The following is a 13,187-nucleotide window of genomic DNA, read 5'->3' on the forward strand; positions in this document are numbered from 1 at the left end:
CGGCGGCCGTGGCCCCCGGCGCGACGGCGGCGAGCGTGGTGGAGACCGTGGTCCCCGTCGCGAGAACGGCAACACCGACGGCCCCGCGCCCGAGTTCGCCCCGGCGTTCCTGACGGGCGATCGCGACTGATCCGACGTCAGTCAGGTGGATATGAGGAAAGGCCCCGGCAGGCGACTGCCGGGGCCTTTATCCATGTGGAACGTCCGACGTGGGTGGACAGCGGATTGGCGGCTGGCGGCGGCCGACGCGAATGAAAGCCGCTTGATTGCCGTTGATAGAAGCGCGCGTCGGCCTAATCTCCACGACTGCGGGTCGATGCCCTTGGTTCCGGATCGACAATCAGGCGTGGTCACAACGGCCTGAAACGACCGTGGGGGACAGCGATAAGCCTTCCCGTGACCGGAAGCGGATCGGCCGCCTACTGCGGGTCGCCATAGCTGCTCGAGGCGGCGGGTGCCGCGCTCGCCCCCGCGCGCCTGGCCGCGATGCGTGAGTCCATGGCGCGCGACTTCGCGAACCCGAACCTGTCGATGGGTGACGTGGCGGCCGGGGTGGGCTTGTCCGAACGGGCCGGGTACCTCGCGTTCGAGGCGGCTGGACTGGGCTTCACGCAGGAACTCCAGACGTTGCGTCTCGACCAGGCGCGCGAGTACCTGCTAGGCAGCAGCCTGCGGGTGATCGACATAGCCTTCGCCGTCGGCTTTTCCGACGCCTCGCACTTCTACCGCCTGTTCCGGAGACGCTTCAAATGCAGTCCGGTAGAAGCCCGCGCGACGCAGGCATGGTCCAGGCTGGGAGCTGCTTGAGGGGGGCGCCCCATGGTCGCTACAGCCGAGCGCCGATCTCGATACCGTAGAAGCGCGGCTCGCCCGCGATGTAGGTCGGGTCGCCGAAGCCGCCACCGGTGTTCCCGGCGTCCAGCAGGTAACGCCTGTTCGTCAGGTTGCGCGCGAAGCCGCCGATCCGGTAGCGCCCGCCGTCGAGCTCCACGCCCGCGCGCACGTTGACCAGCGTGTAGCCGCGCTGGCTGATCGCCTCCGTGTTGGGCAGTTCGAAATACTCCTTGCTCTGATAGGTGGCGGACGGCGTCGCATAGAGTGTCACGCCCGCCGTCAGCGGCAGGCGCAGCGTCACGCCGGCGGACGCGGTGTATCTGGGCTGGAGGCGGAAGCGGTTGCCCGCGTAGATGCCGTTGGCGGCGCCGCTGTCGATCCCGCCGCCCAGGAAGCCGAAGCTGCCGAACACGGACAGCGCGCGGGCGAGCCGGTAGGTCGCGTCGAGCTCCACGCCCGGATTGTGCGCCGCGCCCGCGCTCGCGGTCGTCGTGGTGCCGTTGGCGTTCATCACCGTGACCTGGAAACCGTTGTACGTCTGGTAGAAGGCGGACAGCGTGCCGGTCAGCCCGCCCGCGTTCACCTTGATCCCGGCCTCGTAGTTCCACAGGATCTCGTCCGGCACGACCTGGAGCGCGCCGACCGGCACGGGCGCGGCGGCGGTGCCCGCGTTGGCAGAGGTGAGCTGGACAACCGGCGAGCGGCGGCCTTTGCTGATCGTGGCGTAGAGGTTGACGCCGTCCGTCACCCGGAACAGCGCGTTGAAGCGCGGCAGGATCGCCTGGAAGCTCTTCGTCGCGGTGAACTCCCGCCCATTGGTGCTCACGATGCCCAACAGGCTCGACCGGACGCCGAGGCCAGCCAGCAGCACCGAATTGGGCTGCACCGTCGCATAGCCCGATTTGCGCTGCTCGATCAGCACGCGCGCGCCCGCGGTCAGCTCCAGCCGGGGCGTGGGCAGGTACGTGCCGTCCGCGAATATCGAATAGGTGTCGTTGGTGCCGTAATTGCTGAACGACGAGGCGTAGGGGATCTGCGTCGCCGCGCCGCGCGTCAGGATCGCGGTGGCGCGCGTCGCGGGGATCGTGCCGTTGGGCGCGACGCAGGACGTGCCGGTCGGCAGCCCGGCCCCGGCGAGCGCCGCGCGGATCGGCGCAAAGGCGCTCGACACCGAGCAGTCGAGATACGTGCCCTCCTCCGTCGAGAAGGGCACGTGCTGCACCCCGTTCTCGAAGAAGCCGTTGACCCCGAACGAGGCGCGATACTTCTCGCCGGTGAAGGCGAACCGGTCCTCGTGGCTCCACTGGTCGCCGCGCGCGTCTTCCGCGAACTCGAGATACCAGGCCGGGCCGCCATCCGCGTCGAACACCTCCAGGGCGTTGAAGTGGCGGTATCCGGTGACGCTGGTGAAGGTCGTGCCATGGCCGAGATCGACGTTGACGGTCACGTTGCCGTCGAACACGTCGCGCTTCAGGCCGAGCTTCGCCGCGCCCAGCACCTGCGCGCTATAGGGTGAGCCGGACAGCTCGGCATAGCTGTAGTCGCCGCCGTTGCCCCCGGTGGGCGCGAACACGCGCGAGCGGAACGGCGTGCCCGAGTTGCGCTGCGCGTCCCAAGTGCCGACGAACGCGACGTTCACCCGGTCGCTCGGCCGCCAGGCGAGCGTGCCGCGCGCCCCGCGCTGGTCCTGCGCATAGAGGTCGTCCTGGTCGATCCTGCCCGCGTTCTGGTTGGGCACGGCCGGGTCGCCGGCGATGTTGCGCACATAGCCGTCGTGGCGCTTGTAGGCGAAGGCCAGCCGCGCGGCGAGCGTGTCGTTGCCGACGTTGAGATGGCCCGACACCTGCGCGCGGTTATAGTTGCCGTAGCTGCCGTCGATCGCGGCGGACGTGCCGGCCCGCGCGGGCGCGGAGATGATCGACACCGCGCCGACCTCCGCCGCCGTGCCGAACAGCGTCGCCTGTGGCCCCTTCACCACCTCGATCCGCTCGACGTCGTAGATGTCCTGATAGGCGCCGCGCGAGCGCGAGATGTCGACGCCATTGTAATAGAGCGTGACGCGCGCGCCCTGCTGCGCCGACCCGCTGTCGGATGTGACGCCGCGGATCACGAAACCGGGATTGTTGTCGCTCTGCTCCTGGATGCGAAGCCCGGGCACATAGAGCGCCGCCTCCGACAGCGAGTTGACGCCCAGTTCGGCGAGCCGCTGGCCCGTCAGCGCGGTGATGGTGACGGGCACGTCGATCAGCCGCTGCTCGCGCTTCTGCGCCGTCACGACGACATCGCCCGCCAGGCCGGCACCGCTGTCCTGATCCGTGCTCGCGGACGGGTCGACGCCTGCCTGTCCCACGGCAGGGGAAGCGGGCCGGGCAGGTGGCTGCGCCGCCGCCTGCGCCAGTGCGGCGCCCGAGGTGCCGCATGCAAGCACCACGATCGTGCTGCGGATAAGTCCGTTCATGTTTCGTCCCCCCGGTTTCCATGGTGCCTAACGCGACCGTGTGACGGTGGGGCGTCACCGCGGTGACGCGGGCGTGACAGGTCGCCGAAACGTCACGACGATGACGCGGAAGTGTCGTCAGCGCCGGCTAGGACGGGCGGCGAAGGAGACTTGCATGACCATCAGCAGACGCGACGCGCTCACCGGCCTCGGCATCGGTGCCGGCCTCGCCGCCGCGCCCGCACTGGGCGCGCGATCGGTCGCGGATGCCCGCTTTCTGCATGGCGTGGCGAGCGGCGATCCTGCAGCGACCGGCGTGGTGCTGTGGACCCGGGCGACGCCGGAGGGTGCCGAGGCGGGCGACGTACCGCTGCGCTGGCACGTGGCGTCGTCACCGGACGGACAGCCGCTCCGGTCCGGCGGCGTCGCGGCCCGCGCCGCGCGCGACCATACGGCAAAGGCGGAGGCGGGCGGCCTCGCACCGGGCAGCGACTATTGGTTCTGGTTCGAGACGGCGCGCGGCACCCGGTCGCCCGTCGGTCGCTTTCGCACGCTTCCGGTCGGCGCGGTGGATCGGGTCGTGCTCGCGGCCGTGTCGTGCCAGCTCTACACGGGCGGGCTTTTCAACGCCTATGACGCCATCGCGCGCGCCGAGCGGATCGACGCGGTGCTGCATCTGGGCGACTATATCTACGAATACGGCATGACCGGCTATGGCAGCGAGATCGGCCGCAGGATCGGTCGCGCGGTGGAACCCGAGTACGACACCGTCACCCTCGCCGACTACCGGATGCGGCACGCGCAGGTGAAGCGCGATCCCGACATGCAGGCGGCGCACGCGCGCGCCGCGTTCATCTGCGTGTGGGACGACCACGAAGTCGCCAACGACGACTGGATCGGCGGCGCGGAAAATCATAACCCGGCCACCGAGGGCGATTGGGGCGCGCGCAAGGCGGCGGCGATGCAGGCCTATTTCGAATGGATGCCGATACGCGATCCGGTGCCCGGCCGGCCCTGGGCGGCGATCTATCGCTCGTTCGAGTTCGGCGACCTCGCCAGCCTGGTGATGCTGGAAAGCCGGCTGCTCGCGCGCTCCAGGCAGGTGGCCGCGAAGGGGGAGGCGCCCGATCCGTCCGAATACGCCTCGATGATGGCCGAACGCGCGCGGCCCGATCGCGAACTGCTCGGCCCCGACCAGCTTGCCTGGGTGGAAGGCCGGCTGGCGGCGTCCGTGAAGGCGGGCAAGCCGTGGCAGATCCTGGGCAACCAGGTGGTGATGGCGCGCGTCGCCGGTCCCGACCTCGAACGACAGATGGGTCCCGCTCGATATGCGGCGGTGATGGCGAAGCTGCCGGACGTCTGGAGGCCGCGGGTAGCGGCGCTGACGGCGTCATACCGCGCAGGCCTGCCGTTCAACTTCGACGACTGGGACGGGTATCCCGCGGCGCGCGAGCGGCTGTACGCGGCGTTCACCCGCGCCGGTTCCCATCCGCTGGTGCTGTCGGGCGACAGCCACGCGACCTGGGCGAACGATCTGGCCGACGACACCGGCCGGCTGGTCGCGACCGAGTTCGGCGTCACGGCGGTGACCAGCCCCTCCTACGGATCGCTGCTGCCCGGCCTTGGGCGTTACATCGCGGAGGCAAACGAGGAGGTCGCGTTCTGCGACCAGGATCTCAAGGGCTATCTCGTGCTGACGCTGACACCGGAGGCGGCGACCGCGGATCTCGTCGGGCTGACGACCGTGCTCGCCAGGCCTTACGAGAAGCGGACGCTGGCGCGGTTCACCTGCGCCGCGGCGCACCCGCGCCAACGGCTGGCCGCGGCTAGGGTCGCCTGAACGCCATGTGAGGGCCGCGCCCTACGGCAGATCGACCCCGCTGACCGCCGCGCAGCGCGCGACAAGTCGGTCCTGCAGGTCCGTGCGGCCTGCGGCGGGGTGCAGCCTGGCCGGGCGCCGATGGAAGAAGTATCCGCCCGTGACGCGGGCGCCGGTGTCGTCGCTCGTTGCCAGCCAAGCCTGCGTCACCGCGCCCGCTGCCAGATCGCCGGTGGCGCCCGGTCCGCCCATGCGCGTCGGCACCCAGCCCGGTTCGACGGCATTGGACAGCGTGCCGGACCAGAGCCGCGCGACCGCCATCGCGAGCAGCGCGTCCTGGAACTTGGTGTCGGAATAGGCGCGGGTGCCGTGCCAGGGCCGGTGCGCCCACTGCAGGTCGTCGAGATTACCGTCGACGCGCCGGTGGAGTTCGGAGCTGAGATACACCAGCCGCGCCGGTCGGGTCATCAGCGCGGTCAGCACATAGGGCGCCAGCACGTTGACGGCCCATAGCTGCGACAGGCCGTCGGCCGTCTCGATCCGCCGCTTCTCGCGATAGCCGATCGCGACGTTGTGGATGACGGCGTCGAAACGACCGAGCTCGTTGGCCTGATTGGCGAGCTCGCGCATGCTCGCCACGGTCGACACGTCCGCGACCAACACGTTCGCCGCTGCCGGGAGAACACGATGCACATCATCCGCCCGGGCCTGATTGCGGGCGTGCAGCATCACTTCATGTCCCTGTACCGCCAGCAACCTCCCGGCTGCGAGCCCGAGACCCTGCGACGAGCCGGTGATGAAGACCTTCGCCACGCGCCCCACTCCCTGCCTAGCCGATCGATATATCAGTGACAGCGATCACCATGCCCGACATGTAGCTGTCTTCCGCCGCGGCGAGCGGCATACAAGGCAGTGCGAGTTCGACCGGCTGCCCCGCACGGCCGAGCGGAGTACCCTGTCCGAGCGTGTCCAGCTCGTTAGGCGACTTGCGATCGGCTGGATCGGCGTCCGGATCGTCGGTCATGCTGGTCCTGTCCATGCATCCCGAGAACAACGGCCCGCAACCGCTGACGTGCCATCACCTGGAGCTTCGGCCGCAACCGAGGTTTCTCCCACGATCAGATCAGGCCTGTCAGGTCGGGCGGTCGGCGCAGGCGGTGAGCCCGAGATGAACTCCTGCCGGTCAGCGATAGCCTGCCGCTTGCAGCTCGAACAGCTCCGCGTAGCGGCCGCCGGCCGCGAGCAGATCGGCATGGGCGCCCGAGGCTTCCACCCGCCCGTCGCCGAGCACCAGGATGCGGTCGGCCATGCGCACGCTGGAGAAGCGGTGCGAGATCAGGACCGCCGATCGCCCCGCACTCAGTTCGCGGAACCGCTGGAACACCTCGTACTCCGCTCGCGCATCGAGCGCCGCGGTGGGCTCGTCGAGGATCAGCACCTCGGCGTCGCGCATATAGGCGCGCGCGATCGCCAGCTTCTGCCACTCGCCGCCCGACAGGTCGACGCCGTTCCGGAACCGCTTGCCGATCATCTGGTCGTAGCCGTCCGGCAGCTTCGCCACCACGCCATCGGCGAGCGCGGCGGAGGCGGCCGCCTCGATCCGCTCGCGATCGTCCCGCGCCCCGATGCGACCGACCGCGATGTTGTCGGCGGCGGGCAGGTTGTAGCGCACGAAGTCCTGGAAGATCACGCCGATCGCGGCGCGCAGGGCGTCGAGGTCGTAGTCGCGCAGGTCGCGCCCGTCGAGCAGCACCCGACCCTCGACGGGATCGTAGAGCCGGGCGAGCAGCTTGACGAGCGTGGTCTTGCCCGCGCCGTTCTCGCCGACCAGCGCCAGCACCTCGCCCGGTGCCAATGTGAAGGACAGGTGGCGCACCGCCCAGCGCCCCGCGCCCGGGTAGCGGAACCCCACGTCCTCGAACACGAAACCCTGCCGCACGGGATGCGGGAACGGCAGCGCGCCCGCCGGCGAGCGGATGCCAGGCTCCGTGCGGAGGAACGAGAACAGGTCGTCGATGTAGAGCGCCTGGCCGGCCGTCGACGAGAAGCCGGTCAGCAGCCCCTCCAGCAGCCCGCGCAGCCGCAGGAACGAGGCGGCGAGGAAGGTCAGGTCGCCGATCGACAGCGAACCCGTGACCGCGCGCCAGGCGATGTAGCCATAGGCCGCATAATAGGCGACCGTGCCCAGCGCGGCAAAACCGGAGCCCCAGACAGCCCGGCGCAGCGCGAGCCGGCGGCTGGCGTCGTAGGTGTCGCGCGAGATCGTGCGGTAGCGATCGATCAGGAACGGGCCGAGACCGAAGATCTTGACCTCCTTGGCCGTGTCCGCGCTCGCGGCGACCTGGCGGACATAGTCGAGCTCGCGTCGCTGGGGCGTGCGGACGTGACTGAGCGCGTAGCTCAGCGCGTTGAAGTGCGCCTCGCCCAGGAACGACGGCACCAGCGCGACCGCCAGCAGCGCCATCAGCCAGGGCGCGTAGACGACGAGGCCTGCGGCGAAGCTCGCCACCGTGACGATGTCCTGCGCCTGCCCGAACAGCTGTCCCATCAGCGACATGCGCCCGCTCGCCTGCATCCGCGCGCGGTCCATCCGGTCCTGGAAGGCCGCGTCCTCGAAGTCGGCGAGGTCGAGCGTCGTGGCGTGCTCCATGAGGCGGACGCTGGCGTCGTTGCTGACCCGATCCGACAGCAGGCCGTCGACCAGCGACACCAGCCGGCCGAGCAGGTCGGCGGCGACCGCCAGCGCGAACTCGGCCAGCAGCAGCGCCTCCAGCCGGCGGAGCAGCCCCGAGCCGAGCCACGCCGCAGGGGTCGCCGGGTGGACCGCGAGGTGGGTCAGCCGGACGACCTCGTCGATGATGAGCTTGCCCACGAACAGCGTCGCCACCGGCAGCAGCGCCCGTACCAGCCGCACGGCGAGCGTGGTCGCGGTGAGCGGCCGGCTGGTGCGCCACACCATCGCGAGGAACGGCGGCAGGTTGCGCAGCGCGCCCAGCCGCTCGCGCCAGGTGGTAGGCCGGGCCGGCACGCCGCCGCGACCGGGTCTGGCGGCGACCGCCATCTATCGTCCGCCTGACGGCGACGGATCCGAACTCCGACAGGTCGAGGCCGGCCAAGGGGAAACCATCCGCATGCCATCGGCACTACCCGGCTCCGGCAGGAGCACGTAACGATTTCGCGCGGGCGCGGGCATCAGACAGGCTGAAGCCGAAGCAGCCCGATCAGCGTTGCTTCCTGGTCGCCGTCACGATGGGTTCGGGAGCCTTGTCCGCGACCCGATCGACAAATCCGCAAACGTCGGGATTGGCAAGCAGGGCCTCCACATTCGTCCCATGCCGCCGCAGTTCGAAACTGGCGATCCGACTTCCCGAGCTCGCGCGGGGCCTGCGTGGCGGTACGTCAGCCCTGATAACGCAGCGTGTTCGCAAACCCATCGTTCGCCTTGGTCATCTTGGCGACCTTTCTAAGATTGGCTCGAACGTATCGATCGAAGCGCCGGTCATCATGGATGCCCGTGATCTCGTACTCGTCCTGAGCGAGCAGCCCCTTGAGCTGCGCGGCGAATGCCACCCGATCATCGGCGCGTCCAGCGGTTTTCAGGATCCGGCAGACCCATTCTTCCGCGGCTGCCTTGTCGTAGTCGTCCCGCGCCTCATACCCGCACTTGTCCGCCGCGGCCTGTTCAAACCTCGCAGCCTCGAAACGACGGTCCAGCCAATTGCGGACGACCTCGCCGTCCCACACGTCCGACGAACTACCCATGATGCCTTTCATCCTTGATGTGAAGATACCTAGCTGAATGCTGCCAGTCTGCACATGGCCGGGGAGGCTGCACTCGAAATCCGAATGAGTGCCCCGTTCCAGAAAGCTGAAAAGACGGTGTAGATGGCTGCCTGTGGGTCCGAGCCGCCGCGGAGCTGAAGGCCGCAAGTTGTCACTGCACAGATCCGTTCATGCGGGACCGGGATCACCTGCGCGACCGGGAGCCGCCACACGCAATCTCCGCTCGCGCGACGCGCGGCGGCGTCGACATGCACGAGCTGCTGCTGGCCGCGCAGTCCCCCGCGGTCATGTGCGCTGTTCGCCACCAGCCTCGCCATGATAGTGGGGTCGATAGCCGCCCGGTCTTCCCGTTTCGGGCTCGCATTTGCGGCTAGTTCATGAGGTATGCAACGCCATGCAGGACAGGGCCACAGCCACATCTTCTGCGACGAGTCCCAATCAGACCTCTTTCACACCCACGTACGACGACGTGCTCGCCGCCAATCGCCTGCTGTATCGCCCAACGCGCGGACGGTTGATCCTCTATGGCTTCGTGATGGTCATCGGCGTGCTCAATCTTCTGATGAGCCTGATCCTGCCGCCCGGCGAGCGTTCGCCGCAGATCGGGGGCGGCGTCGCGCTGATCGTCGCCCCGGCCGTGTGGCGCGTCGTGCTGTCGATCTTGATCCTGCCCCACTACTCCCGCCGCTACTACAATCAGGCGGCGATCCTGCGGCAACCGTTCACCGTGTCATGGGACGAGGCGGGACTGGACAGCCGGACGCCGCGATCGACGTCCACAACGCCATGGGACGCCTATGTCGGACGCCGTGAAGACCCGTCCGCCATGCTGTTCTTGCAGACGGACGCGCTGTTTCAGTTCCTGCCCAAACATGCCCTGACTGCCGAGCAGATCGTCCACCTGCGTGACCTGGCCGCGGCGGTTCCCGAGCGGCGTTACGCGTCTTTCCGCTCATCGCGGCGCGGTGGCGCGTGACGATCGGGCGAGCCAGCGGCCCTGGACCGATCCGGGGCTCGCCCGCGCGACCAGGGGAAGCTGGGCCAAGGCCGACCGATGTCGGTCGCGATGCGATCCGCAGGCCGACTCCAGTGGCACCCGTCGGCTGCCGCATGGCGCTTGGTCTGATCCGGTCGGCGACCGTCGCATGCTTCCGCGGCGACGTATCGCTGGGTCGCGGTGTACAGCCCGTCTTGCCGACGTGCGACGGCTGGATGGCACGCGGCTAGCGAGCACTGCGCTGCTACCCGCCGACTGTGACCTCGGCGGGCGACCGGGAACAATGACAGTACCAGGAGGGCGAAGATACTCGACGTTAAAGACGTGACGTGGCTCGCGCCAGTGATCCCGGTGCCGGTCATCGATTAGATTGAGGACGCGATGCCGGTCGCGACGGCGCTGATGGCGGAGGCGCGGAACCGGACGCCGGCGGCGGAGCGGGTCAAGGTGTCGCAGTCCTGGGTGTCGCTACACCGATCGACCGACCCCGCGTTCCGGACCGGGATGGAGGCGGCGGCGGCCGAGGCCAAGGCGCGTTTGGACGAGGCAGCAGGCGTGCGGCCGGCGCGGGCAGGACGGCGAAGAGCTGGCGGTCCGGGGCAGCAACGGGCGGTGAAATTAGGTCGCGCAGGCGCGGCTGCGGCAGTGGACGCCGTGCGTCGAGGCACGGTTCCTGAGCGCGCTGCGCGGGATGTGCAACGTAAAGGCGGCGTGCGCGGAGGTGGGGCTGACCCAGCAATCCGCCTATGGCCACCGCAAGCGATGGGCCGGGTTCGCGTGCGCCTGGGACGCTGCGATCAAGGACGGGTACGACCAGCTTTCAATGGTGCTCATCGCCTCGTCGGGCGCAATGCTGGGCGACGCCGCCTTCGTGCCCGATCCCGCGATCGGGCCGATCACGGACGATCAGACGATCCAGTCGCTATGGCTGCACCGGCCGCGCGTGTGCGGCATCGGGCGACCGCCGGGGCGTGTGCCGCACGAGCGACGATGGAAGAGGTGCGCAAGGTCGTCCTGCGCCAGATCGCAATCTTTTGGCGGTCGGGACGGGCCGGGCGGCGGACGTCGAAGGCGGACGGCGCCGGGCATCGGTCCTGACGGACAGGAAAGCCGCGCCGTAACGCCGGACGTGCCGGGCGAGGCGCCCGGCCCGCCTCTTGCGAGCAAACACGCGCGTTGGGGAGCTTCTGTTGCCCGGTGCCCCCCGAACCGCTGGATTCCCTTCTGTTGCCCGGTGGGTCCGACCGCGCTTTCTTGGTGTAACTTCAGGCCGCGAGGCCCTCAGTTACGCCGCGATCGCGAGTGCTTCGTTGTCGTTGGCACTTATGTAATGGGCCGTCGCGGTGGTCCCATTCCGAGCGAAACACTGCGCCTTTCAATACACGTCGATCCTGGTTCGGCCCCATCAGCTGATCCGCCCGGTGGCACGATCCCGCGCCGCCCAGCGGATCAAATGGTGGAGCCGCCGGGTACTGCCCCCGGGTCCGCTGCATCTATTTCACGCCGCGATTTATCGCCATAGCCGGGCGAACCCGGCACCGCGGGATATAGTCGATCGCGCCGCCGCTGCAACAATGATCCTCGCGCGTCCGCCACGGCCTTTCGCCGGCCACAAATGCCGTGCAACGACCAAGCCATGCTGACCCAGCGTTCCCGCTACGCGTTGCGCGCGATGCTATACCTCGCCGAGGCGCCCGCGGGCGCGGCGCCGATCCCGATGACGCGGATCGCGGCGGAGGCGACGGTGCCGCGCAAGTTCCTGGAGCTGATCCTCGCCGACCTGCGCGCGGCGGGGCTGATCGCGTCGACGCGGGGCAAGATGGGCGGCTATCGCCTCGCGCGGCCCACTCACCTGATCTCGCTGGGCGACGTGATCCGCGTGATCGAGGGGCCGCTGGCGCTGGTGCCCTGCGTCAGCCGCACCGCCTATCGCCGCTGCGCCGACTGTCGCAGCGAGGCTGATTGCGCGATCCGCCACGCGATGATGCGCGTGCGCGACGAGACCGCGCGCATCCTTGACGGCACCAGCCTGGCGGACGCGGCGATACGGGAACTGGCGGCGGCGTAGGGTTCGATCCGCTCACGCGGATGCGGCGCCGGGCCGGCCCGGTCTACAGACTCCGCGCCTTCAGCTCGTCCCTGATCTCGCGGAGCAGCGCGACCTCGGTCGGCTCGGGCGCGGCGACGGCGGCGGTCTTGTTCTTCTCGATCTCGAACAGCGTGGTCGCGCGGTTGACCGAGCGGACGATCATGAAGATGATGAAAGCGATGATGATGAAGTTCACGAGCTGCGTGATGAACTCGCCATAGCCAAGCAACGGAACGCCCGCCTTCTTGAGCGCGGCATAGTCGTCCAGGGAGCCGCGGTAGCTTGCCGGCACGTTACCCATCTTCACGAAATAGCCCGAGAAGTCGAGCCCGCCGAAGATCTTGCCGATGATCGGCATCAGCACGTCGTCGGTCAGCGAGGTGACGATCCTGCCGAACGCCGCGCCGATGATGACCGCGACCGCGAGGTCGAGCACGTTGCCGCGTGCGATGAACGACCGGAACTCCTTCAGCATCCGCCTGTCCCCCATGAGTGCCGGACGAGGCTAACGCGACTATTGCCCGTCGCCAAGTGGCGCGATGCGCCTTATGGACGCGGGGCAGCTAGAAGGATGTCGACGATGAGGTTTCGCCCGGGTCTTGCGATCGCAGCCGCCGCCGCGCTGAGCGCGTGCGGCATCAACTCGGTCCCGACCGCGCAGGAGGCCGCCAAGGCGCGCTGGGCGAACGTGCAGAACGAGTACCAGCGTCGCGCGGACCTGATCCCCAACCTCGTCTCCACGGTGAAGGCGGCGGGCGCGCAGGAAAAGGCGATACTGGTCGAGGTGACGCAGGCGCGCGCGCAGGCCAACACCGTTCACCTGACCGGCGACGACCTGACCGATCCTGCAAAGGTGCAGCGGTTCGAGACGGTGCAGGCCGGCATCGGCACCTCGCTCCAGCGGTTGCAGGAAGCGTATCCCGAGCTGAAGAGCCAGGGCAACTACACCACGCTGATGAGCCAGCTCGAAGGGACGGAGAACCGCATCGTGATCGCCCGGCGCGACTATAACGACGCGGTGCAGAGCTACAACACGCGCATCCGCACCTTCCCCGACGCGGTGGGGGCGAAGATCGTCTATGGCGCCAAGGAGATGGTGCCGTTCGAGGCGACGACGAAGAACGCCGACGTCGCGCCCACCGTCAACTTCGGGAACGCGAGCTGACCGCGATGGCGCGCGCTGTGCGGGCGCCGGCGGCGGCGCTCCTCGCGCCGCTGGCCGGGGCGG

Annotated in this window: 11 protein-coding genes and 1 other RNA gene; 5 read left to right on the top strand and 7 right to left on the bottom strand. The window is 69.0% G+C overall.

Annotated features, from left to right (window positions below; genetic code table 11):
* Positions 1-486: 486 nt before the first annotated feature.
* Complete coding sequence (locus tag HUV01_RS05495) at positions 487-807, top strand: helix-turn-helix transcriptional regulator (protein WP_174297305.1); 321 nt, start codon at positions 487-489, stop codon at positions 805-807.
* 19 nt (positions 808-826) lie between these two features.
* On the opposite strand, the gene HUV01_RS05500 is transcribed toward HUV01_RS05495, so the two are convergent.
* Positions 827-3,292 (bottom strand): TonB-dependent receptor, encoded by a 2,466-nt coding sequence (locus HUV01_RS05500; protein WP_174297306.1) that lies wholly within the window; start codon positions 3,290-3,292, stop codon positions 827-829.
* A gap of 154 nt (positions 3,293-3,446) precedes the next feature.
* Between HUV01_RS05500 and HUV01_RS05505 the strand changes: the two genes are divergently transcribed.
* Positions 3,447-5,111 carry an alkaline phosphatase D family protein gene (locus HUV01_RS05505; protein ID WP_174297307.1) on the top strand — a complete coding sequence of 555 codons (1,665 nt, stop codon included), beginning with the start codon at positions 3,447-3,449 and terminating at the stop codon, positions 5,109-5,111.
* Positions 5,112-5,132: 21 nt separating this feature from the next.
* Here HUV01_RS05505 and HUV01_RS05510 read toward each other — a convergent pair whose 3' ends face one another.
* The 4 genes from HUV01_RS05510 to HUV01_RS05525 all read right to left on the bottom strand — a co-directional run bounded on the left by HUV01_RS05510 (position 5,133) and on the right by HUV01_RS05525 (position 8,864).
* A complete protein-coding gene (locus HUV01_RS05510) occupies positions 5,133-5,903 on the bottom strand; it encodes an SDR family NAD(P)-dependent oxidoreductase (protein ID WP_174297308.1) in 771 nt (256 codons plus the stop codon).
* Between the two features lie 16 nt (positions 5,904-5,919).
* Positions 5,920-6,114, bottom strand: a complete 195-nt coding sequence (locus HUV01_RS05515) for a hypothetical protein (RefSeq protein WP_174297309.1) — start codon at positions 6,112-6,114, stop codon at positions 5,920-5,922.
* Positions 6,115-6,273: 159 nt separating this feature from the next.
* Positions 6,274-8,151 (bottom strand): ABC transporter ATP-binding protein, encoded by a 1,878-nt coding sequence (locus tag HUV01_RS05520; RefSeq protein ID WP_174297310.1) that lies wholly within the window; start codon positions 8,149-8,151, stop codon positions 6,274-6,276.
* Between the two features lie 338 nt (positions 8,152-8,489).
* Positions 8,490-8,864 carry a hypothetical protein gene (locus tag HUV01_RS05525; RefSeq protein WP_254606405.1) on the bottom strand — a complete coding sequence of 125 codons (375 nt, stop codon included), beginning with the start codon at positions 8,862-8,864 and terminating at the stop codon, positions 8,490-8,492.
* 403 nt (positions 8,865-9,267) lie between these two features.
* Here HUV01_RS05525 and HUV01_RS05530 point away from each other — a divergent pair, with 403 nt between their 5' ends.
* Positions 9,268-9,849, top strand: a complete 582-nt coding sequence (locus HUV01_RS05530) for a YcxB family protein (protein WP_174297311.1) — start codon at positions 9,268-9,270, stop codon at positions 9,847-9,849.
* A gap of 1,234 nt (positions 9,850-11,083) precedes the next feature.
* Here HUV01_RS05530 and ssrA read toward each other — a convergent pair.
* Positions 11,084-11,446, bottom strand: a transfer-messenger RNA (tmRNA) gene (gene ssrA, locus HUV01_RS05535).
* Positions 11,447-11,506: 60 nt separating this feature from the next.
* On the opposite strand from ssrA, the gene HUV01_RS05540 reads away from it, so the two are divergent.
* On the top strand, positions 11,507-11,938 hold the full coding sequence (locus HUV01_RS05540; RefSeq protein ID WP_174297312.1) for an RrF2 family transcriptional regulator: 432 nt from the start codon (positions 11,507-11,509) through the stop codon (positions 11,936-11,938).
* 43 nt (positions 11,939-11,981) lie between these two features.
* Here HUV01_RS05540 and mscL read toward each other — a convergent pair whose 3' ends face one another.
* Entirely contained in the window at positions 11,982-12,434 is a 453-nt protein-coding gene (mscL, locus tag HUV01_RS05545) for a large conductance mechanosensitive channel protein MscL (protein WP_174297313.1), read from the bottom strand.
* 105 nt (positions 12,435-12,539) lie between these two features.
* Here mscL and HUV01_RS05550 point away from each other — a divergent pair, with 105 nt between their 5' ends.
* On the top strand, positions 12,540-13,124 hold the full coding sequence (locus HUV01_RS05550; protein WP_174297314.1) for a LemA family protein: 585 nt from the start codon (positions 12,540-12,542) through the stop codon (positions 13,122-13,124).
* The last annotated feature ends 63 nt before the right edge of the window (positions 13,125-13,187 follow it).

It is taken from the genome of Sphingomonas bacterium (assembly GCF_903643035.1).
Lineage (GTDB): Bacteria > Pseudomonadota > Alphaproteobacteria > Sphingomonadales > Sphingomonadaceae > Sphingomonas.